Here is a 23952-nt window from a genome sequence, read left to right on the forward strand (position 1 = left end):
GAGGTTATTATCAAAAAAATAGTTTATTCCACTAATATTAATCAGTTAAAGGTATTTCGACGGGGCAAAGTTCGGGATGTTTATGAAGTCAATCCAGAACAATTACTTATAATTGCTAGCGATCGTATTTCTGCTTTTGATTGTATTTTGCCAAATGCAATTCCAGATAAAGGTGTTTTACTAACACAAATTTCTTTATTTTGGTTTGAATTTCTAAAAGATATTGTTGCCAACCACCTAATTACTACAGAGATAAAAGATTATCCATCAGAAATACAGAAATATAGAGATGATTTAATAGGTCGTTCTATGCTAGTTAAACGTACCAAAGCCATTTCAATTGAATGTGTAGCACGAGGCTATTTAGCGGGATCTGGCTTAAAGGAATATCAAAAAGCAGGTTCTGTTTGTGGTATAAAATTACCTACAGGGTTAGTAGAATCAGACTCATTGCCAGAAGTAATTTTTACTCCTGCTACAAAAGCCGAGTCAGGACATGATGAAAATATTTCAGAGAAACAAATGTCTAATTTAATTGGGGAAGAACTAACTAAAAAACTAAAAGAGTTAACTGTGACTATTTATCAAAAAGCGTCCCAATATGCTTTAACAAAAGGTATTATTATTGCTGATACTAAGTTAGAATTTGGTTTATTAGATGACCAAATTATTTTAATTGATGAAGTTTTAACCCCAGATTCTTCAAGATTTTGGCCTGCTCATAGTTATACAAAGGGCCGTAGCCAGTCGTCTTTTGATAAACAATTTGTTCGTGATTACTTGGAGACTCTGGATTGGGATAAAACTCCTCCAGCACCAGACTTGCCCTCAGAAATTATTGCTGCTACCAGCAGAAAATACCATGAAGCTTACGGCCAGTTAACTGGTTTAAGTTTGCCAACTTAGGATTTTTCATGCGAGATAAATTAGAAAACTTAATTGATGAAATGATAGAAAATGGTATCCTTTTTGAAGATGCCATTGCAGAATTTGAAAAAGTGTTTATTCTAAAAATACTTACAATACATCATGGCAATATCTCTAAAGCTAGCGAACAATTGCACATCCATAGAAACACTTTAAGTAAACGCCTAGAAAAATATAATGAACAATTAGTAGAAAATAAAAACTTTTCTGTTAGCAAAATTAAATTTATTAAGTAATTATTATCTACAAAACTTCTGTTTTTAGGAGATAACTATAATGTTACGCATAAGCCTCTTAGTAGGTATAATTGCTATACTTTTAAGCTTTACTCTTTCTGTAATAGCACAAGAAAAATATGATGTACGTCAGATAAAGTTTGTGGTATATGACAAAAGTGGTTATGCATGGAATGACACAACTGCTATTTTAGGTGTTAGGTTAGATGCTACTAAAACAGATACATTACAAGATCAAGAACTTACTGCTAGCACTACTACTTATTCAGTAGGGGCCGAATATCAACGCTTTGGCTTAAAACAAGATGCTAGTGGTAATGTTTATGCGGATGTTAATTTTATTGTCTACAAAAATGTTGATGAACTTATTTACTATGAAATTGCACTCCTAAAAAAAGAAGGTGATAAATACATAGCAATTCCTTTAACTAATCGTAGTTATGCTATTAGTCGCACTACTCCTGATAAATACTTAATCAATACAACTATTTTTCGACCTTTGCTTTTAACAGATTGGGCAATTTACATTGGAATAATGATAGCAAGTCTTGGTTTTATCTATTTCTCTATCTTTCGTTGGTTATTTACTATTTTGCTTTTTAAGCATAATTGGCCCGTAAGTCGTGCAGAATATTTCACTACATCACTAAGTTTATTACTAGTCTTAGGTGTTTTTGCTTTGCTAATGGTGCTATTCTTACCACAAACTATAGTTGTATGGACAGTGCTAGTAGTTTTAACAGTCTTTTGGGCAGGTCATCTGTGACCTGGGCATTATCTTAAGTATAAAACAATAAAGTATATGATAAGTCATGACAGAATATTTAAGGAATTATTAACAGTATTTTTTATAGATTTTATAGAACTCTTCTTTCCAAAAGTAGCTAACTATTTGGAAAAAGACAGTATAGTATTTTTAGATAAAGAAGTATTTACTGATATTGTAAAGGGTGAAACCCACGAAGTAGATATTGTTGTAAAAGGAAAGTTTGTTGGCAAAGAAGCCTTTTTCTTGCTTCATTTAGAAAGTCAGGCACAACAGCAAGCAGATTTTGGAGAAAGATTATTTAAGTATTTTGCTAGATTATTTGAGAAATATCACTTGCCAATATATCCAATAGTAATATTTTCCTTTGATAGCCCAAAAAAACAAGAGCCAAGCAACTATAAAGTAACTTTTCCTGATCTAGAAGTATTAAGTTTCAACTATCAAGTAATACAATTAAATAGATTGGATTGGAAAGACTTCCTAAATAAACCAAATCCTCTAGCAAGTGCGCTAATGGCAAAAATGCAGATAGCCAAATCAGAGCGTCCTAAAGTAAAATTAGAATGTTTAAGAATGCTAGCATCGCTTAAACTAAATCCAGCAAAAACAAAACTTATATCAGGATTTATTGATACTTATCTAAAATTAACTGCTGCTGAAGAAACTATACTTCATCAAAATATAGATAAAACTAATTTAGTGGAAAAGGAGGTTGTTATGCAAATAGTTACTTCTTGGATGCAAAAAGGAATTGAACAAGGGCTACAACAAGGAAGACAAGAGGGAAGACAAGAGGGAAGGCAAGAAGGGGAAATATTGATAATAAAAAAACTGCTAAATCGTAAATTAGGGAATTTAGATTCAGAAATACTTGAAAAAATAGAGAAACTAGATTTAGCAAAAATAGAAGAATTAGCTGATGCGATACTGGAAATCAATAATATTTCAGATTTAGAAAACTGGTTAAATAAATATAATTAGAATTATTTATTAATTTTTATTAAGTAAGGAGCAAGCACTTTTGCTATAGTTAGAAAGCCTATGGCTTTTGTGTGATAAAGTAATGAAAATATTAAAAGCTATTTTACTAACATTAATTCTTTCTTTTACATTATTAAATCCTAATCTTGTCATAGGTGTGCAATCTTCAGCAAATCCACAGGAAGCTGAAATGATGCAATACTTAAAGACAGGTGCTGAGCAAGTCCAAACAGGAAAATTTCAAGAAGCTATTGAGCCGCTAAAAAAAGCATTGGAATTAAAACCTGATACAACAAAAGAAGCCATTGCACATTATTTATTAGGAGTTGCCTACACTGGTTTGCAAAAGGCAGATGAAGCAATTGCTGAATATAAAAAATCTGTAAGCTTAAAAGCAGATTTTCTTAATGGGCAATTTGCTTTAGGAAAAGCTTGTTTTGCAGCAGGACAGTTTGAAGATGCTTTAGTTGCATATAAAGAAGTTGTAAAGCTTGACCCAAAATCAGCTAATGGATTTTTTAGCGTTGGTGCTACTTATGTCTCTCTAAAACGCTATCAAGAAGCAATTGAACCATTGCAACAATCAGTTAAATTACAACCAAAATTAGCTGAGGGTCATTATTACTTAGGCCAAGTTTACCTGCAACTAGCAAATAAAGAAGAAGCAGACAAGGAACTTGAAGTTCTAAAAAGTCTTAGCAGCCCATTAGAAAAACAACTTGCCAAGCAAATGGAAAAATTTGCTGCTGCTACAGAAAGTAAAGAAATTGCCCCTGGCAACACAAAAGTTGAAGGTAGATTTTTAGTTGGTATTGCACCTATTAAAAATATAGCAGGCGTGTCTATGCCTATTAATGAAATGCGTGCGCGTTTAGTGCGCCGGGTCTTAAATGCCTATTTTGATTGTACTCCGCTAGATGGAGAAAATGCAGAAAAAGTTATTAACACTGCTAAAAATCAAAATTGTGACTATATTGTTTATACGGAAATCTTAGCTGGTATAGATGAACGTCCTCAAACAGATAGAGTTGAAGGTATTGGACAACAAACTACAACAATAAAAGTAAGAATAAAACTTTTAGCTGTTGGTAGTGATAAACCAGAGTTTGAAACAACTGTACTTACTAGGGAAAATAAAGCTGCTCTAGGTGATTTTATTGGCCTTGCTGCTGTTGATACGGCTATCAGAGATATGTTAAATGAGCTAAGAAAAAAAGTTCAATAATTTTACCAATAATTTGGGAACCAAATTAGATTATAAAAGTTTACTCTCCTAGAGAAATGGAGGTAGGCATGATAAAAAATTTAATCCTCATTTGTGTATTTTTGTGTTTTGCCTTAGTTAGTTCTGCCCAAGCAAATGATTTAGAGTCACTAGCAAAAAAAACTATCTCAAACAACCCAGACGAAGTTGCTAAAGCTATTGCTGAGTTAAGACAATCTAAAAACAACGGTTTAGAAACCTTATTAAAAGTTTTTGCCCCAGATATTGAAAAACATTTATCAGGTATTAGCCCAGAACAAGAACCCAATTGGAAAAAAATTAGCCAAGCAATAGACACTGTTAGCCAACAAAAAGACGCTCATTCAAGCAAACTTTATTGGTATACAGACTTTAACCAAGCTCAAGAAGCCGCTAAAAGAAGCGGAAAACCTATTTTATCATTACGACTATTAGGTAATTTAATTGATGACTTAAGTTGTGCTAATAGTCGATTTTTCCGCACTATTTTATATCCTAATAAAGAAATTTCTGAATATTTACAACAAAATTATATTTTGCATTGGAAATCTGTTCGTCCTGCTCCTAAAATGACGATTGACTTTGGAGATGGGCGTAAATTAGAGCGAACAATTACAGGTAATAGCATCCATTATATTTTAGATAGCGAAGGAAATTTAGTTGATGCTTTACCAGGACTTCATAGCCCAAAAGCTTTTTTATTTTGGTTAAATAGATCTTTAATTTTTGCTAAACAAAGCTTTATTGGGCCAAACAAAGAAGGACTACTTCTTGATTATTTGCGACAATATCACCGTGATAGCATTGCTGAAACAGGAAACCGTTTAGCTAAAGAACTTGAGCAAATAGGCGAAAAAGATGCTTTAACAGCTTTAACTCTTGGTATGATACCTAATCTTGGGCAATTAACTTTTGAGAATAACCAACAACAAAGCGGTCAAATAGTACAAACCTCTAATAATGAATCAAAAGCAAAGGCTTTAGATGCTGCTCCTATTGCAATGACAAAAGCTATAGTAGAAGTGCCAATCATACGCCAAATGAACAATAATCTTGATGAATTTAAGACAGTTGCTAATGATTCTACCTGGAATAAACTAGCAAGTATTTATCTTAGCGAAGTTCAATTAGATAATAACAGTCTAATTTTAATGCGCAGTAAGCTATCTAAGGGAGAAAATACAGATTCAATAGCTAAAATTATGAGTAAACTAACTTTTTCTATAGCAAAAGATACAGTTTATAATGAATACTTGCTTCATACACAAATACATCAATGGCTCTTAGACGCTCGTAACTACAAGGATTTAGAAGCCTTTAATGATAAAGTTTATGCAGAATTATTTTTAACTCCAAAGACTGATCCTTGGCTTGGATTAAAATCAGATGATGTTTATAGCGCGATTGAAGCAGATGGACTAGTAAAATAGATTAAGAATAAATAAGTGCAACAACCATTTTTAGTTTCAAGCTAAAAATGGTTGTTTGATTTTAAAGAACTGAAAATCTGGCTAAAGAGACTGTGCAATAAAGACTAGCTAGAGTATCATAGTAGTTTCTTTAATTAAGCACAAATTAATCACATCACCTAATTCATCATGAAAGAATGCCCTTCGTGCCGACGTTGTTATGAAGATAACTCGAATTTTTGTCCAATTGATGGAGTTGGACTAAGTTATAGCGTTGCTGGCCCTCGTCTACTAGTTGGAAAATATCGTTTGGAACGCTTAATTGCCCGTGGTGGAATGGGCGGAATCTATCAGGCTATCCAAGAAGGTTTAGCACGTACTATAGCAGTTAAAATACTTAATCCAGAATTTGTTAATAACCAAAATGCTTTAGAACGATTTCGCCGCGAAGCCCTAGCAATTGCAGGACTAAAACACCCTAATATTGTTACTATTTATGATTTTGGTGTTACTCAAAATGGTAGTTCTTATATTGCAATGGAATATCTAAAGGGGCGTTCACTTAGTCGTATTCTTGCTGATGAAAAAAAACTTTCCTTAGAACGTGTAGTTTCCATATTAGAGCCTATTTGCCAAGCTTTAAGTGAAGCTCATGAAAAAGGCATTATCCACCGTGACTTAAAGCCTGATAATATTATGTTAGAGCAAGTAAGTAACTCACAGGTGGTAAAAGTAGTAGATTTTGGACTTGCTAAACTAAAACAGCGTGCTGAACAAAGACGTATTACGGGAAATTTAGTAGTAGGTACATTTGATTATATGTCTCCAGAGCAATGCCAATCTTTAGAGCTAGAAGCAACGTCTGATATTTATTCTTTAGGCATTGTTATTTATGAAATGCTAACTGGACATGTCCCATTTCGTAATGCTTCAAGACTAGCAACTATTTATCAACATATTAACGATCCTCCACGTCCACCGCGTGCTTATGCTTCGGAGATTCCTGATAGGGTAGAGAAAGTTATCCTTAAAGCTTTGTCTAAGGAATCTAGCGAACGACAGCAAACAGCAATGCAACTATTAGAAGAAATGCAGGTAGCAATCCAAATTTCTAATCAATCTAATGGTGTTGCTGTTAAAGATACACAACGAAGTAGTACACGTGGGACAGGTTATCTTAATCGTGTAGAAGCACGTAAAAGCGCGAATGAAACTCTAAAAAAACATTTAGTATTTGGCTATTTTTTAGGACGAGAAAAGGAAATTAATCGACTAACTACAGAGTTTGCTTTTATTCGTTCTGGGCGGACTAAGCCTATTGTAATACTAGGAGATGCAGGAATTGGTAAAACTGAGCTTATTACAGAATTTCGCCGCCGATTAGGAGAAGGAGAAGCCTTATTCTTAAATGGAAGATTTTTTGATTATTTAGGCAGTAGTCCTTATAAACCTTTACTAGATGCTTTAACCAATCAGTTGCGTTCATTAATTTCTCAACAAGAATTATTTGAAAAAATTTTTGGAGAACTAACAGATAGAGTTAGGGAAGATTTAGCAGAGGATTAGAATTTTTGGACTGTTGACAAAGCTAAGTCAGGTTCTTTGCAAGGCGGGCCAGAAGGCGAAAAATATAGAGTCTTTGAATATTTAGCCCAGGTTTATATCAAATTAGCACGTCATAAACCAATAGTAGTTTGGATGGATGATATGCAGTGGGCCGATGGTCTAAGTCTTAGCTTTATGAGTTATTTGCTACGTCGGGCATTGGGTGAAGCAATACAATTTATCTTTACTGCCAGAATCCAGGATGTAACTCAAAAAGGGCATCCCTTTCAACAATGGCAAAGTGCTATGACTACAGCACGAAATATTGAACAATTACAACTTAACGGGCTAAACAATAGTGAAGTAGAGCAATATATCAAACTAGTATTTACTGAAATAGATATTAGTAAAAATTCTATTGAACGTATTTGGCAAGAAACTCATGGTAATCCATATTTTTTAAGTGAAATCTTGCGACTTTTAGTAGAAGAAGAAAGAATAATTTGGACAGGAAAAAAATGGCGTTGCCAACAATTAACGGAAATAAATGTCCCTTCTTCAGTTGTAAATATTGTAGAGTCTCAACTTCGTCGTTTTAGAGAAAATGAACTAGATGTTTTTATGCAAGCTGCTGTGCTTGGCGATCAGTTTTCCTTTGAAACGCTACGATTACTAACTAATTTAGAAGAAGATCCATTGATTGATATAGTTGAGACTGGGCTGGTTGGTTATATTTTTAAGGAACAGCCTTTAATTACAGGTCAAAATGTGCAACCTACTATTTCAAATGTAGATGAATTTTATAGTTTTTATCATAGCACTGTAAGAAAAGTCTTATATTCTAAAATAAATACTCGTCGTCGTCGTCGCCTTCACTTAAAAGTTGCTGAAGCACTTGAAAAAGCAAAAAAAGACCGTCTAGATCAAATAGCTCCGTTACTGGCTCATCATTATTATAATGCAGAACAATATCAAATGGCTTTTAAGTATTCTGTTGAATCTGCTACAGCGGCCTGGCAAGCCTTAGCAGTTGAAGAAACAGAAAAACTCCTGGCTCGTTTAGCAGAACTTTTAGAAAAAATGGACGAAGTCCGTTCAATGGAATATCAAGCCCAATCAGGCCAAATAACAAATCAATTTGAAAATCAATTACTTGCTACAGCACTAGCTCAATATAGAATTCTTTCTGGAGAAGTATTAACTGCATTAAGCAAGTTTACTGATTCAGAACGTTCCCTTTTACAGCCTTAAAGCTAAGTGAGCATATTGGAGACGGTAAAATTGCAGGACGGGCAATTTTAGCAACAGGGGAAATGTATAAAGAAAAAGGAGATCCTGAAAGAGCATTAAAATTCTTCCAGCATGCTTATGGAGTTTATCAAAAACTCAATGACATAACAGGTCAATGCCAAGCTCTTAACCGTACCGCACTAGTAAATTATGAAAGAGGCAATTACAACCAAGTAAACGAAGTAGCAGGACGTTGTGTTAAGTTAGCTGAACAAGCAGGAGGAAAGCTTTCTCAAGCAGGTGCGCAAATTATTTTAGCTGCAACAGACTTTCGCACAGCACGCTATAGCCGAGCAATTGAACAAGCACGGGAAGTTTTAGAAATAGCTCAATCTGTCCAAGACCGAGTTTTAGAACGTCAAGCGGCTGGGCTGCTTGGAGCAACATCATCTGCTTTAGGTTTTTATCCATCTGCTGTTAATTGGTTGGATCAAGCCATACAAATTAGCCGCGATACAGGCGCACGACGAAGTGAGGCACGTTTTTTAGTAGAATTTGGCGAAGTCCAACGCCGTCAAGGACAATATCAAGAAGCTATAGATTATTTTACCCAAGCTTATGAAATTGCAACCGAACTCAAGGCTAAACGAGAGCAAGAAATGGCTTTGTTAGACTTAGGGTTAGTCTATAAGGGGCTAAATTATCCAGATCAGGCATTAAATTACTTGAATCAAGCTATTAATCTAAGTAAAGAAGTTACAGATCCTATTTTAATAATTGAAGAAAAATGTGCCTTAGCTGAGTTAGAATCTCTAGCAGGAAAACATATAGAAGCCTTAAATTTAACTGAGGCTGCAATCGAATTAGCTAAAAAAATTAATTTACGCGCTCAACTTTGGTATTTGCTCTATTTGCAAGCGCGTATTTTGAAAGAACTTGGTAAAAAACAACAAGCACTGGAAACTATTCAGGAAAGTGTTAATTTGCTAAAAATCATTTCTTCAGAAATTACTGAAGAACCAGCCAAAAAATCTTTTTTAAGTGATAAAAACTTTGTAATCCAATTATTAAATCAATTGAAAGGATAAAAAATATAACAAATTTGTTATATTTCTATTTGTATCAATGCCAAAAAATGACCGACTTATTAAAGCTTGCCAACAACAACCAGTAGATCGTCCGCCAGTTTGGTTAATGCGCCAAGCAGGGCGTTATATGTCTGAGTATCGTGCAGTTAGAGCGCAAACCCCTTTTTTAGAACTGTGCAAAACTCCAAAATTAGCCGCAGAAGTCACCCTGCAACCTTATGAACATTTTGGCATGGATGCGGTAATTATCTTTTCTGATATTTTAATTCCTATTGAAGCTATGGGAATGGGGCTAGAACTTTCTGAACGTGGCCCGGTACTGCATAATCCTGTAAGAAATGCTGAAAGGCTAGCAGATATTAGAGTTGCTGACCCCTACCAAGATACTCCGTTTGTTTTAGAAGTTATTCAGGAAGTAAAAAAACTTATCAAAGATGAAGTTCCTGTAATTGGTTTTGCTGGCGCACCTTGGACAATGGCTTCCTATATGGTTGAAGGCGGCACGACAAAAAACTTTATTGAATTAAAACGCCTACGTTTCGCCGAGCCTCAACTTTTACACACATTGCTAGAAAAAATTACTGAAACTGTAGCTAAATATTTAGCTGCTCAACTAGAAACAGGTGCAGATCTTGTCCAACTATTTGATACCTGGGCAGGTGAACTTTCCCGCGATGACTACCGCATTTTTGCTAAACCCTATATACAACAAATAGTTAAACATATCCGTACTGTTAGCGATCGTCCAATAATTCTTTATACAAATGGTTGTGCATCAATTTTAGAAGATATGATAGAAACCGGGGTAGATTGTGTTAGTGTAGATTGGCGAATTGATTTAGCTGAAGCTAAACGCCGTGTAGCAGGTAGGACTGCAATTCAAGGCAATATTGACCCTTGTGCTTTGCTTGCACCAGCCGACGAACTAACTAAAATTGTTCAATCCAATATTGATAAATTTGGCGGTGATCCTGGCCTTATTGTTAATCTTGGGCATGGAATCTTGCCACCAACACCACCTGCAAGCGTGCGTGTTTTTGTTGATGCTGTAAAAAATTATCAAAAAAAATAATCTAACTTTTATGCTTATCATCAACAAAATTAAATATTATTAGATAGTTTTGTTGATGATAAACGCCGTCCAATGAGTAAGCTAATTGCAATAATGATTGTTAGAAAAACTCCATAAACCGCTGCATTACCTAAGTGAAATGCTCGTAGTTGAGCAGCAATTTCAATTGAAATTGGACGGCTATTAGGTACATAAACTATTACAGAAGTAACAAATTCTCCCATTGCAGTAGCAAAAGCTAAAGCCGTCCCAGAAATTGCTCCAGGTAAAATCAATGGCAAAATAACATGTCGTAGAGTATAAAAAAAACTTGCTCCTAAACTTCTGCTTGCTCCTTCTAAATTTGCGTCTACTTGCTCTAAATTCGCTTGGGTACTACGTAAAACTAAGGGTAATGTCCGTAAAAAATAAAGAATTGGCAAGATCCAAAATGTCCCAATTAAAACTATTCCACCGTTTGACCACTTAGCTTCATTAAAACTAGCTGCAAAACTTAAACCTAAAACAGTCCCAGGTAATGCCCAAGGTATCATAGTTAAAATTATTAGGGCTTTTTGACCAAAAAATTTTGTCCGAGTAAATAAATATGCTGCTGGTAGGGAAAAGAAAAATGCTCCAGCGGCTGATAAAGCACTCATTATTAAACTGTTATAGATTGGTTCTATAAATCTAGGATTAGAAAATACTTTTTCATAATTTGAGAAAGTATAACTAGGTGGTAGGATTTCAACCGTCCAACTACCATCTTTAGCAAAACTAATTAATAGTAGAGTTAATAAAGGTAAAATAATTATAGTTATAGCAATAAATGTAACAAATAGTGTAGTTAGCTTTAACCAAAAATTTGTAATCGTCCGCCGTGTTATTGATGCAGTTCCTTTGCTACCACCAATTGTAGTTTCTTGATTATAGGTTAGCCAAATTAATGCAAAAATGGAAAGTATTGCTAACAAAACACTTTCAGCCATTGCTAGCTCCCATTGACTTCCAACTTTAGCATTAAAAATTTGTAGCGTTAGCATTGGAGTCCCACCACCAAAAAGGTAAGGTGCGCTAAAAGAAGCCATTGAATTCATAAAAGTAAGTAAACTTGCTCCTATCAACGCTGGTTTTAGTAAAGGTAAAAGAATAGAGAAAAATATTTTTTGTCGGCTTGCTCCTAAACTTCGTGCTGCATCCAGCAGAGAATAATCTAAATTATTTAAGCTGGTACTGATAAAAGTATAGAAATAGGCATAAAATGAATAAATATGGACGGCTAAAATTGCTCCTGGGCCATTTAATTGCCAAGCAGGACTAGTTAAAGAAAAGGTTTTGATTATAACTCTAGAAATAATCCCACTTTCCCCATAAAGGAAAATAAATGCAATAACACCAATTAAAGGCGGCATTAACAAAGGCAGTGGAGCAAGTGCAGCAAAAATTCTACGGCCCGGAAATTCAAGAAAATGAAAGATTAATGCCATTGCTCCGCCAACAATGGCCGATCCAATCACAGTTGCAATTGAAATCCAAAAACTATTAAAAGTTGCTCGTAAAATTAAAGGACTGATAAAAATCTCTTTATAGTTTGCTAATGACCAAGTATTTTTCTGTTGAAAACTAGTAAGTAAAACTGATAGGTTTGGATAAAAAACTCCCCAAAATAGCACTAAGCAAACAATTAGTAGAAAAAAAATAAATATAGGTTTATCTCTCATCTTATTAGCACGTTAAGCAAAAACTGTAATTGCTTCTGATGGTATTTTTACCCAACAATCCTTTAGTTCATTAATTTCTGTTGCATTTTGAGGTGTTAAACGAACAACTTCTAATTCAATATCTTGTATTTTTAAGTAGTAATGCAGAACAGTTCCAGCAAACCTAGTAGTTAACACTTTAGCAGGAAGACTATTTGGCCTTTGTTCTTTAGTAATTTCAATTGCTTCAGGCCGAATACGTAAAGTTACTTTTTCTTTGTCTGTTACTTTAACAGCAGAAAGACAGAAACCTTTGCTAATTTCATATTCTGCTTGTCCATTGTTAGTTGATACTAATTGAGCAGGTAGCAAATTACTATGTCCAATAAAACTTGCTACAAAAAGATTTTTAGGCTGGAAATAAACTTCAAAAATGCTGCCTATTTGTTGCAACTGTCCTTGATTAATTAGAGCAACGCGATCTGCAAGCGCAAAAGCGTCGGCTTGGTCATGAGTAACAAATATAGTAGAAATATTTAACCGTTTAATAAGTGTGCGTAATTGTTGGCCGGTTTGAGCGCGTAGGGTGACATCTAAATTAGATAAAGGCTCGTCTAGTAGTAGGATTTCAGGCTCAATTGCTAAGGCACGTGCAATTGCTACTCGTTGTTGTTGTCCGCCAGAAAGCTCATAAATTCGGCGATTGGCTAAACCTTGTAATTGTACTAGTTCTAAAGCTTCACCAACTTTTTTGCTAATAAATGCAGTAGGTTTTTTACGTGCTTTTAACCCAAAAGCTACATTTTCTCCTACTGATAAATGAGGAAAAAGAGCATAGTTTTGAAAAACAAAACCTAAATTGCGGCTTTCAGGTGAAGTTTTAGTAATATCTCGCCCTGCTAAAATTACTGAACCTTGATTAGGAGCTTCTAACCCAGCAATTATCTTTAGCATAGTAGATTTACCACAACCTGAAGGCCCGAGCAAAGCCAAACATTCACCCTTTTCAATACTTAAGGAAATATTGCTTACTGCTTGTACAGAGCCATAATTTTTAACTAAATTTGATAATGCTAAATGAGATGTTGTGCTAGTCAAAGAATGATACCCACAAAAGATATTTTGCCCGTTATCTTAGTCGAAAACTAAGACTCAGGGCTAGTCTTTAGCGGTAATCTTTAGCGGTTGTTCTGGTTTCTAATTTGGCTGTCCCAATAACGCATCCAATCTTGAATATTTGTTTTATAAAGCGTTTGGTCAACAGGCATTGGTTTAATTTCTATTTTTCTTAACCAGTCAGGTAGTTTTGCTTTGTCAATATCTGTACGTAAAGGGGGGTGGTAAAATTCGCTAGCTGCAAGTAGTAAATTTTCTTCTGTAGTAACAAATTCATAGAATTCTTGAGCTAGTTTTAGTTGTTTAGTTCCTTTGATAATTGCAATGCCATCAATAACTAATGGTGTACCACTAGCAGGAATAACAAATTCCAGTGGCATTTTTTGACGATTAATTGCTAATGCTACATCAGGCAAATCCCATAAAGACACTACACCTTCTTGGCGGGCTAGTTTTTGTAGTAGCAACGTACCATCAACGGTATATTCTTTAGTATTAGCATCTAATTTACGTAACCAATCATAACCTGCATCAGGAGTTTGAGCCGCAGACCATTGGCGTAAGATCATAGCACCAAAAATCGTTCGCATAGTGTCAGAACGCACTGGATCACGAACAATTAGACGACCTTTCCATTTTGGATCAAGTAGATCGTCCCAATCTTTGGGAATGTCTTCTGTTTTTAATGCTGTTTGGTTATAAACAATTACTTCAGGAGTTTGGAAAGTCCCATACCAACGATCTTGACTATCACGGGCTATTTCTGTCACTTTGTCTGCCCAAGTAGGTTTATAAGGCTCAAAAAGCCCTTCTTCGGCTGCTTGTCCAAATGTTATGGCTGATGCTCCCCACCAAATATCAGCTTGTGTATTGGCTCGCTCAAGCTTTACACGATCATATATTTCTTGAGAGCTAAGGTCTAAAAACTGTATTTCTACTTGAGGATTTTTTTCTTCAAAACGAGCCTTCATTGCTTCTAAAAGTTCTGTGCCATGAGGGGAATAAATTAATAGGCTGGTTTTAGACTCTTTTTGACAAGTTGCTAAAGAAAGAATACTTAGTAGGATAAAAATTAATAGAAAGTAGCGACGAGACAAACTTTTCTTAATCACCATAAAAATAAAATGGAAAAAATTTAATAAACTTTATAGCTAATTAAAGCTTTATAATTCTAAAAAATCTCTAGTTGTGATACTTAAATCACTTAACTTGACTCTGATTTTTAGTAAATTGCTTCCAGGTTTACGATCTAACTCTAATGTAACAACATGAGTACACATAGCAGGAGAAAGAGTTTCAAACACTGGTTCCATAGATGTTATAGCCTTGCCATCATTTCCACTAATTGTAAAAAGCCATTTTCCAGTACCAGATTTTTCTTCTCGAAGACCCAAGTTATAAGTACCTGGTGATAAAGTAAGGCTAGTAGTTTTAATTGGGTTTTTAACAATAACACGAGCAAAATTTTCTAAATACTTACGTACTTCTCTAGTGGTATTTCCAGATTTTAAGTTTGAAGTATTGATTTTGCTAGTAGGAATTTGTTTATAGTGAACTTCTAGGCTAAGACTGCTGATCATTACATCATTTGAAGTGTTTAGAAATTTATTCCAAAGTTTTGTGTCCTGGTCAGGCAAATCAACTGCGGCAATATTGGTCTGGCTTATTATTAGTATAAGCAGGACACATAGCGTACCGCTTAATGTTTTTATCATAAAAGGAAGATTACCTCCAAAACTGCTAGAACTATTAGCTTTAGCAACAAATCAGTATACCCAATGTTTTAGAGCTAGCTCAATAGCAAAAAGCTAAGATTTTGGATAAAAATAAGGGTTTTTGGATAAAAATTAATTTTATTTATCGGCTATTATTGTAGCTAGTAAGTTTTGTAAGGTAAAAGATTTAGGCAAGAAATAGGCAATAGTTTCCAGTTCTTCAATAGGTTCATTGTCACCAATAATGACAATTGCTAAACGGCTTGGATCAAATTCTTTTCTAAGTAGTGAAACTAAAACAGATAGATTTAACTCTCCAACATCAGCATCAATTACTAAAATTGTTGGAACTTCACTTGTCACCATATCTAACAATATTTTGTCATTTTCTGCACTAGACTGTACCCATTTTTCTTCAGCAGGTAAGATTTGGCTAATTTTATTTATTAATTCTGTATTGCTACTAAGAGTTAGTAGATAAGGTTTTCCTATAGGTAAATTAAACGTAAAAGAAGTATATTCATTTAATTTACTCTCAACAGTTATTTCTCCTGAATGAGCTTCTACATTTTGTTTACAAATAGCTAAACCTAACCCATAACCTCCTTGAGGTTTATGAGTAGAGACTTGAAAATACCTGGCAAATAGCTTAGGTAAAGCATCTGCTGGGATACCTTCACCTTGATTAGTAATTGTAATAATTATTTGTTCTAAGTTAAGAGGATCATGAGAAATATCTATAGTGATTTCTTTATTTTCAGGAGTAAATTTAATAGCATTATCTATCAAATTATCAATTACTTGAGCAAGCTTAAAACGGTCAGCGCGAACAAGTTTTTTAAAGTTATCGCGAATAGTAGCTTGGACTTTTTTTGTAGCTAGACGGTCTTCTATTTGTTGGATAGCTTCCTGAGCAATTCTACTAATAGAAACAGATTCTAAACGAAGAGGAACATTACTTTCTAGGTAACGAGCGCGTACCAAAAGATTTTGTACTAAATTATTAATCTTTTCGCTACTTCGGTGAATATGGCTTAAATAACGCTGTTGTTTATCATTAAGGCTACCACTAGTTAACAGTAACTCTGCATAAGAAATAATTGCTGTTAAAGGAGAACGTACATCATGCGCACAAATAGAAAGAACTTCATCTTTTAATTTATTTGAATCTCTTAGTCGTTCATTTACTAAATTTAATTGGTTTAAGCTATGTTCTAAACATTCTGAAAGATGGCGGTAATTTTCCTTTTGACGGTTTAATTCTTCTAGTTGGACTTGTTTTTCTACAGCTATTGCAGCCAGATTAGCTAAATTTTCTAATAATTTTAAGTCTCGTTGGTTAAAAGCCTCTCCAGATTTTTTATCATTAAGAAATAATACGCCTATAACCCGTTTACTACTATCAATCATAGGTGCGCCAATAGTATGTTTAAGTTGTTCTTGAGTAGTGATTTGATGGAAATTTGCTAATTCTTGGTCATTAGTGACAAAAATTTGTGGTTCACCAGAAGTAAAAATTTTTCCTCCACGTCCTTCATTTGGTTTTAAGACATAAGCTTCAGCATTTTCTGACCTAAAACCAAAATAAGCTTTAATACGTAAAAGACCTTCCATGTCTGGCATAACAATAGAGCCGGATTTTACTTCTAAGATTTGACCAGCACGTTCTATTAAAGTTTGAAGAAATTCTGCCATATTGATGCTTTGAATTATTGTAGTACATAATTCTTGCAAAACATCTAGTTCAGAATTAGTGCAAAATAGTGAAGTTGTTTTAGAATTAGGTGGAGTATTAGAATTATCCATTATTTTTGATAGATTTTGGCTTTGGAATGCTGCCATCTTAACATATTTTGGCAGTATTTAATATTTATTATTTTTACAAGCTTATAAAAAATATTTATTTGTTTTTTGCTAAATAATTTTTTGCCCAGTCTCTTTGTTTAATTTCATGGTCAACTAAACGGGCAAAAAACTCAGGATTAATTGCTCCCCACCTACTTTGTTGTGATTCATATAATTTAAGTGCATGTAAAGTAGAGCGATAAATTAAGTGTACCCAAAGTTTAGTAGGAAGAATTAATTTTATTGGTAGTAGTAGAACATAAGAAATAACTTGAAGCCATAAACAACGCCCCATTTTTACTCCATATTTAGCTAATTCTTTTGCAATTAAATCTCTTGTATCTGCTTCTAGCTGAGCAAATTCTAGAGCTTTATTTGCTACTTCTTTTTGAGATGTTAATTTGGCTTGAAGGCGAAAGTTAATTTCTGTAGAAACTTCTCCTAGGTAATCATATTTGAGCGCACGAATAAAAGCACGATCAACAGTTTTTGCCATAGTTTATAAATAGTTGAATAATTTAAGTTTATTGTACTTGTAAATAAATATTTAATCTGCTACTAGCTTTACTTTCTATACTTTTTAAGGTTAAATGCCAGTTTCCTAAAGCTAAATTACTAGGTAATTTAACTTTTATAGTCCCTGGGTCTAAAGAAGTTGGAGTTAAAGTAAAGCTACTAATAGAGTTTTTTAGCACAAGGCGTAAATTTTCTGCATTAGCAACAGGGAATCTTCCACGAAGTATTAGAGAGTCTTCTGGTTTAACAGCAAAAGTTTCTGGGGTGTTAGGGCCTAAATAAATAGGCTCATTCCATCCAATTACTTCAATACTCATTACTGTTGGTGGTGAGAGTTGTGTTGCTAAGGTGTAAGTAATAGGTTCTGACCAAACAGAAGAATTATTTTTTTGCCAAGTTCTAGTGGAAATACTTACACTACCAGATTGTAAAGTGGCTGGAACATGTACTCTAGGGTATGTTTGTCCATAAATAGGAACAGTTATTTCTTGCCCATTTTGTTGAAATAGGGCTTCTGCATAATCAGCTATTTCTAGAGGTTTAAGGTTAGCAGCTACTAAATCTAGCCATTGGTTAGGGGCCACACTAGGTAAGAAATTAGATAAGAGTTCTAAGGGAATTGGGCCCCTACTAATTTTTAACGATATTGGATTACTAGCTTGTCTATTACCGCTACGACGCTCAATTACTCTAATAAGTGCTGTACCATCAACAATTTCTTTTGGAAGGCTAAAGGCTGTCTTTACACCTGAAGAGCTAGAGCCTGTTTCAATAAAAAAGGTTTGTCCATTAGCATCAGTAACTTCAATTTCATCTGAAACAGCAAAACCTGTTCCAGTAATCCAAATTACTTGTCCAGGGCTTGCCCAATTTAAGCTAGCTTCAACAATAGTTGGAGGGTTGATGGTTCTATCAATATGAAAACTTAAAGATGTACTAGTAAGACCATTGTTTTTAATAACAACAACACATTCACCAGGTGAAATAGTATCAGGAACAGTAATTTTCATTTGTTGTAGACCATTACTAAGATCTCTAGCTTGCCAGCCTCCACCTATAGGATAAGTAGTATGTTGAATTCCATTTTGATAAAAAACTACTTCTACATCCTTTAATATAGGCCAACCTAATCTATAACCTTCTATTTCTAACTCTGTTCCTGGAGTTCCTTGATTAGGAGTAATACGTAGTAATTGAGGGTTTTTTCCTGAGTTGCAGCCATTTCTTGGGCTTTTCCTGTTACATATAAACCTGCTAGAAACACTAAAAATAAAATAGTAATCCAACGTTTACTTAAAGAATTTAAAAACATAATTGGCCCTCAAATTGTTAAATTAAGTATTTACTACTTAAGAACTTAAAGGAATTTATTTTAGTAAAACTAAATTGTTTAGAATGCGTAATAAGAAAACCTGGAAAATTAAAAGAACTTACTTAATAACAACAGGCTCAGTTTTGGGCCTTGTTGAATGTTGCTTAATAGCACGTAAATATTGATTATATTTTTCTATCCAGGCTAGTTTAGTTTGAGCTTGTTCATCTTTAGCATTTAGCTTTATTGCTTTTAGATAAGCTACTTGAGCTTGTTCATATTGTTTTAACATTAAACAAGAATCTGCAAAAGCGCAGTGCCAAACATAATTATTAGGCTCTAACTTAATTGCCAATATGTAATGTTCTTTAGCTTTTTCATACTGACCTTGATAAAAGTAACAAGCTGCTAGACCAACATGAGCATTAACAGCTTCTAAACCAGCATTTCGCACTAGACTTAATGTTTTAGTAAATTCATTACGGGCCCTTTTATAGTCACGTCTCTGTAAGTATATGTTACCTAAACCTAAATGAGAAGGCGCACTTGAAGGATAAAGGGAAAGTGCTGTACGAAAAGAGCTTTCTGCTTCATCTATCTTGCCTTGTTCATACTGGCTGATAGCTTGATTAAGATAAGTACCAGCATAATTAGGAGGAATACTACGAGCTTTTTCATAAGCTAGGCGTGCTTGATCAAAAAACTTATCAGTTGAGTAGATATTGCCCATTTGCATATAAGCAGGAGCAAAATCTGGATCTAATTTAACTACTTCTTCATAAATAACCAAAGCTTCATCCTTTTTGTTATCTTCAAATAACTGGTTAGCTAAAATAAATTTTTCTAATGCTGCTTTTGCTTTGGCGGGTTTTTCTGGGTCGCTAGGAGCTATATCAGGTGATTTATCGCTTAAAATACATTTTAATTCTACAGTTTTAGGTAATTTGGCAAAATCTGGTATTATTTCTGGCTTATTTCCTTTGCCTCGGCTACGTAGGACAACAGATAAGCTATTATTAGGTAAATCTTTTAATTGTTTTACTTTCTCTTCTTCACTTAAAGAAATTATTTCTATATCGCTATCTATTTTTTCTCCATCAAAGTTAAAAACAAAAATTTTATATTTATTAATTGCTAAATAACTTTTTAAGTTTTCCTCTAATTTATTTAAGTCATATTGAAAGGCTTGTTCAAAGGCTGATTCTATATCTTGCCCTTTTGATTGGCGTTCTAAAAAATCTATTAGTTTTGCTCTACGTTCCTCATCCATCATTAGATAATGAGTTAAAAACCAAGACTCGGCATAATAAAGATCTAAAGTAGTTTCCTTTATTACTTGGCTATAAGCATTAAACTTTAGTAATTTATTTAATGGTATAAACCCGCTTAACTTAAGTACATGTAGTCTTGAAGGGTTAACTTCTCCTAAACGAACTTTATGATCAGAGATTTCAAAAGTTTCATAAAATTCTGCTATACCTTCAGAAAACCATAATGGATAAGTAATATCACTACGAGTTAATAAATGTATATATTCATGATAAGAAACATTGTCAGAAATATTAAAGAGGTCATTAATAGAAATTAAATCCGACCCAGGTTGAAAATAACCAGAAATTACTTGTTGATTAGCAATTGGTAGGCCAGCCGAATAAGATGAGCCATTACGATAAACATGCACTCTAGCTGGAATAGGTGACGAAGCCACTAGATTTGGAGTTAAAAGCGAAAGAGCATAGCGATATTGTTCTAACTTATATGCGATTAGTTTAGCTCTTTCTGGATCAGTATTGCTAACAACAGCAAAATTCTCAGTTTTTACTAAAAGCCAATCTGAAAGTTGGTTAGTTTCTATTGCTTTATCTTCAGTAGTTTGAGCAGGAGATGTATTTACAAGATATATGGTAAGGAAAATAATTGTAAGAATAATATTTTTCCACATAATACCCTCTGCTTTAACTTTATAAAATTAAAAAATTATAACAGATTGCTTAAATTCTTAGAGCGTTTCTTTTGCCAAACTAATCCAAAATTTTTACTCTTCTATAGAACTAATTTGATTGTACAACCACATTTTTGCTAATCGCCATTCACGGTTTACAGTAATTGGAGAAATATTTAACACTTCTGCGGTTTCTTCTACTGATAAGCCTCCAAAAAATCGTAGCTCTACTATCCTACTTTGTCTAGGATCAAGTGCATTAAGTGTATTAAGTGCATCATCTAGCGCGATAAGTAAACCTTCTTGTTCTGTTGCAAGTTCTGCCACTTCATCTAAGGACAACTTAAAGCCTCCACCGCCTCGTTTGGATGCTTGGCGGTTACGGGCGTTGTCTACAAGTATTCGCCGCATCATTTGTGCAGCAACTCCAAAAAAATGTGCGCGGTTTTGCCACTCAACTTCTTGTTGTTTAATAAGTCTTAAATAAACCTCATTGACTAATGCAGTTGCTTGTAGTGTGCCTCCTATACGTTCACGTGCTAAATAATGTTTTGCTCGTTTGTGTAGTTCATCATAAATTGATGCCATTAATTCAGCTTCTATGGATTGATCGCCATTACTCCACTTAACTAACATTGCTGTAACATCTTGTGAGTCATCAGACATAGATTAAACCTCCCAAATCTGACATAATTTTATTTCTTATATACAATAAAAAAAGTTTTTAATCTCCTGCTTTTGCATGATGTTTTTTTTTATAATTTTACGCGTCATAAAGTAGCAAAATAATATTTTTCCATATCTATAAAATAAGTAAAAAATAGTATAAGAGGTTTGTATGCAAGTTAAAGTAAACAGAATCGTTTTATTTTTTGTTATATTGCTCTTAAGTGCTGCGTTATTAATTCCTTTTAATAAATCCATAAATAAATTAATGGGTTTTAACACTTTAGCTAATACAAATCTACAAAATAATATTAAGATAAAACAACGTAATCCAGTAGTAAATGAAGGTAATCGTATTTTTTTAACTGCTACAGATCTTTCGGGCCAAAACTTATCAGGAGTGCTTTGGCAATCAGGTAGCCCAGATATTGCACAAGTTGATCCTAATTCGGGAGAAGTTCGAGGAGTCAAACAAGGCTTTGCTACTATAACAGCTAAACAAGGTAGTAATAGCATTTCTACTTTTGTCACAGTTGCTAGGGTAAGAAAAAATAATGGTGTAATAGTACCAGGTGATACTAAAACAGATAGCAACGGCCAACTTTATCTAAGTAACCCAAAACAACATGTAATAATGAAAGCAAGTAAAGCACTTAGCTCTTCATTAGAAATCTTTGCTGGTGTAGATAAAAAGGCTGGCATTCAGGATGGTATCAGGAGAAATGCTTTGTTTGCCGGGCCCACAGCAATTGCAATAGATAATAGCGTCAATGGTGGAATTTATATTAGTGATACCTTAAATCATAGTATTCGTAAAATTAGTTTTAATGACCAAGTAGAAACTCTTTTAGGACTTGGCTCACCTGGACTAAATTCATTTGATCTAGAAGGAAAAAAAGCTCTTTCTAACACTCTGTTAAATGGCCCAAGAGGAATTGCCGTTGATTCAGGTGGCAATCTTTATATTGCTGATACAGATAACCATGCAATTTATTTTGCAAATGTTTCTCAAGGAGAACTTTTTTTTACTAGCTGGTAAACCTGGTGAAAGTGGAAATAATGATGGAACTGGGCAACAAGCTAGGTTTAAGCGTCCTGCTGGAATGGCTCTTAGTTCTGATGGGAAAATATTAACCGTTGCTGATGAAGACAATAACAGAGTTAGAATAATAGAAATTATTCGTAATAATAACCAAGTAGTTACCAATGTATCAACCCTAGGTGCTGTTACTAGTACAAATAATATAGCTAGTCAAAGTTTTGAAAATAGTAGCCAAAACCTAGCTATAGAATTTGATAAGCCTTCATCGGTTGGGTTTGATGGTGCAGGAAATCTTTATGTTGTTGATAATAGTAGTGTTAAGATTATAACACGTCCACTTAGTCAACAAGCTGAGGTAATAGAGCTAGCACAACCAAATGTATCTTTTAATCAAGCTGTTAGTGTTTCAATTGCTGGAAATGAAGTTTTTGTGCTTGATGCTGAAGCCACTAATGAAACAGAAGCAATCAAGGTTGTTACGGTAGGTGCGCCAGAAATTGAAAGCGTTACTCCAAAATCTGTATCTATGGATAATGGCGGAGTAGTTACTATAAAGGGAAAAAACTTTGCACCAGAAAGTATTGTTACATTTGCTGACAAAGCTATTGAAAATATAGAAGTAATTAGTGCTAATGAAATTAAAGTAACTATACTTGCTCAAAAAGCTCCTGGGACTAGTGTTTTAAGTGTTTTAACTAGAGGTGGGTTAGCCCAACAAGAACTTAATGTTGTAGCTAAACCAGTAGGTGAGCTTGCTTTAGGTGAAATTACTACTATTGCTGGAGGATTAATTTCTAATGGTGATGGTGGTTTAGCTACAAAAGCAAGTTTATTTGGTATAAGTAGTTTACTTGTTGATAGTAATAGAAATTTATTTATTGCTGATAGCATAAATCAAAGAGTGCGTAAGATAGATTCACAAACAGGAATAATTACTACTATTGCTGGTGGTGGAACTACTTTTAGAGATGGGGAACTGGCTCTTTTATCTCAAATAAGACCTGGGGATTTAGCCTTAGACAGCAACGGCAATCTATTTATTGTAGATAACTTAACTGCAAGTGTCCGACGTGTAGACTTAACTACTAATATAATCACTACAGTTGCTGGTGGAGAACTTGGTCAAGCTTCTGGTGATGGTGGACTAGCAACAGAAGCTATTCTTGGAGATATATTGAGCAAAATAACTATTGCCTTTAAACCTAATGGTAATTTGTTAATAGGTGCTAGTAATAAAATCCGAGAAGTAGACAGTAAAACAGGTATTATTACAACAATTGCTGGTACAGGTAATCGAGAATTTGCTGGTGATGGTGGGCCGGCTACCCAAGCAAACATTAACCCTTTTGATATTTTAGTTGATTCAATAGGCAATATTTTTATTGCTGAATTTGATAATAAACGGATACGTAAAATTGATGCAAATACAGGCATTATTAATACTATTGCGGGTAATGGAAATGGGTATACAGGTAGAATAGAAAATAATAAACCTGCAACAGAAGTTGCTATAATACCCATTTCTTTGGTTTTGGGGCCTCAACAATATACTTTTTTGCTAATGCACCAGTATTAGTAAAAATAGATCTAACAACTAATATAATCAATCGTTTAGATTA

General features: G+C 34.1%; 21 protein-coding genes. 12 read left to right on the forward strand and 9 right to left on the reverse strand.

The features are described from left to right. The first annotated feature begins 9 nt into the window (after window positions 1–9). The 10 genes from IPK14_02140 to hemE all read left to right on the forward strand — a co-directional run bounded on the left by IPK14_02140 (window position 10) and on the right by hemE (window position 10500). Window positions 10–906 carry a phosphoribosylaminoimidazolesuccinocarboxamide synthase gene (locus IPK14_02140; GenBank protein ID MBK7992237.1) on the forward strand — a complete coding sequence of 299 codons (897 nt, stop codon included), beginning with the start codon at window positions 10–12 and terminating at the stop codon, window positions 904–906. 8 nt (window positions 907–914) lie between these two features. Next, entirely contained in the window at window positions 915–1163 is a 249-nt protein-coding gene (locus IPK14_02145; protein ID MBK7992238.1) for a helix-turn-helix domain-containing protein, read from the forward strand. A gap of 40 nt (window positions 1164–1203) precedes the next feature. Continuing rightward, complete coding sequence (locus IPK14_02150) at window positions 1204–1929, forward strand: hypothetical protein (GenBank protein MBK7992239.1); 726 nt, start codon at window positions 1204–1206, stop codon at window positions 1927–1929. Between the two features lie 36 nt (window positions 1930–1965). Further along, complete coding sequence (locus IPK14_02155; protein ID MBK7992240.1) at window positions 1966–2913, forward strand: DUF4351 domain-containing protein; 948 nt, start codon at window positions 1966–1968, stop codon at window positions 2911–2913. 82 nt (window positions 2914–2995) lie between these two features. Next, entirely contained in the window at window positions 2996–4138 is a 1143-nt protein-coding gene (locus IPK14_02160) for a tetratricopeptide repeat protein (protein MBK7992241.1), read from the forward strand. A gap of 68 nt (window positions 4139–4206) precedes the next feature. After that, on the forward strand, window positions 4207–5586 hold the full coding sequence (locus tag IPK14_02165; GenBank protein MBK7992242.1) for a hypothetical protein: 1380 nt from the start codon (window positions 4207–4209) through the stop codon (window positions 5584–5586). 168 nt (window positions 5587–5754) lie between these two features. Then, window positions 5755–7131, forward strand: coding sequence for a serine/threonine-protein kinase PknK (locus IPK14_02170; GenBank protein ID MBK7992243.1), 1377 nt, complete (start codon window positions 5755–5757; stop codon window positions 7129–7131). A 36-nt stretch (window positions 7132–7167) separates the two neighbouring features. Beyond that, entirely contained in the window at window positions 7168–8361 is a 1194-nt protein-coding gene (locus tag IPK14_02175) for a hypothetical protein (GenBank protein MBK7992244.1), read from the forward strand. Between the two features lie 62 nt (window positions 8362–8423). Next, window positions 8424–9428, forward strand: coding sequence for a tetratricopeptide repeat protein (locus IPK14_02180; protein ID MBK7992245.1), 1005 nt, complete (start codon window positions 8424–8426; stop codon window positions 9426–9428). A 37-nt stretch (window positions 9429–9465) separates the two neighbouring features. Further along, a complete protein-coding gene (gene hemE / locus IPK14_02185; GenBank protein ID MBK7992246.1) occupies window positions 9466–10500 on the forward strand; it encodes a uroporphyrinogen decarboxylase in 1035 nt (344 codons plus the stop codon). Window positions 10501–10529: 29 nt separating this feature from the next. On the opposite strand, the gene IPK14_02190 is transcribed toward hemE, so the two are convergent. From IPK14_02190 to IPK14_02230, 9 genes are all read right to left on the reverse strand, one after another. Beyond that, window positions 10530–12200 carry an iron ABC transporter permease gene (locus tag IPK14_02190; GenBank protein ID MBK7992247.1) on the reverse strand — a complete coding sequence of 557 codons (1671 nt, stop codon included), beginning with the start codon at window positions 12198–12200 and terminating at the stop codon, window positions 10530–10532. A gap of 12 nt (window positions 12201–12212) precedes the next feature. Then, window positions 12213–13277: an ABC transporter ATP-binding protein gene (locus IPK14_02195; protein ID MBK7992248.1), complete on the reverse strand. Its 1065-nt coding sequence runs from the start codon at window positions 13275–13277 to the stop codon at window positions 12213–12215. Window positions 13278–13357: 80 nt separating this feature from the next. Continuing rightward, window positions 13358–14392, reverse strand: a complete 1035-nt coding sequence (locus tag IPK14_02200; GenBank protein MBK7992249.1) for an extracellular solute-binding protein — start codon at window positions 14390–14392, stop codon at window positions 13358–13360. A gap of 66 nt (window positions 14393–14458) precedes the next feature. Next, entirely contained in the window at window positions 14459–15010 is a 552-nt protein-coding gene (locus IPK14_02205) for a hypothetical protein (protein ID MBK7992250.1), read from the reverse strand. A gap of 138 nt (window positions 15011–15148) precedes the next feature. Continuing rightward, a complete protein-coding gene (locus IPK14_02210) occupies window positions 15149–16852 on the reverse strand; it encodes a GAF domain-containing protein (GenBank protein MBK7992251.1) in 1704 nt (567 codons plus the stop codon). 58 nt (window positions 16853–16910) lie between these two features. Continuing rightward, on the reverse strand, window positions 16911–17351 hold the full coding sequence (locus tag IPK14_02215) for a hypothetical protein (GenBank protein ID MBK7992252.1): 441 nt from the start codon (window positions 17349–17351) through the stop codon (window positions 16911–16913). A gap of 28 nt (window positions 17352–17379) precedes the next feature. After that, entirely contained in the window at window positions 17380–18657 is a 1278-nt protein-coding gene (locus tag IPK14_02220) for a hypothetical protein (protein ID MBK7992253.1), read from the reverse strand. 144 nt (window positions 18658–18801) lie between these two features. After that, the gene (locus IPK14_02225; GenBank protein MBK7992254.1) at window positions 18802–20625 is read right to left on the reverse strand and encodes a tetratricopeptide repeat protein; all 1824 of its coding nucleotides are present in this window, start codon (window positions 20623–20625) and stop codon (window positions 18802–18804) included. 93 nt (window positions 20626–20718) lie between these two features. Then, on the reverse strand, window positions 20719–21291 hold the full coding sequence (locus tag IPK14_02230; GenBank protein ID MBK7992255.1) for a sigma-70 family RNA polymerase sigma factor: 573 nt from the start codon (window positions 21289–21291) through the stop codon (window positions 20719–20721). Window positions 21292–21463: 172 nt separating this feature from the next. Between IPK14_02230 and IPK14_02235 the strand changes: the two genes are divergently transcribed. Together IPK14_02235 and IPK14_02240 are read left to right on the forward strand one after the other, a co-directional pair. Further along, on the forward strand, window positions 21464–22330 hold the full coding sequence (locus tag IPK14_02235; protein MBK7992256.1) for an Ig-like domain-containing protein: 867 nt from the start codon (window positions 21464–21466) through the stop codon (window positions 22328–22330). Beyond that, window positions 22293–23909: an IPT/TIG domain-containing protein gene (locus IPK14_02240; GenBank protein ID MBK7992257.1), complete on the forward strand. Its 1617-nt coding sequence runs from the start codon at window positions 22293–22295 to the stop codon at window positions 23907–23909. Before IPK14_02235 ends, IPK14_02240 begins: the two co-directional genes overlap by 38 nt. Window positions 23910–23952 lie beyond the last annotated feature (43 nt).

The organism is Blastocatellia bacterium (assembly GCA_016713405.1).
In the GTDB taxonomy this organism is placed as follows: domain Bacteria; phylum Acidobacteriota; class Blastocatellia; order Chloracidobacteriales; family JADJPF01; genus JADJPF01.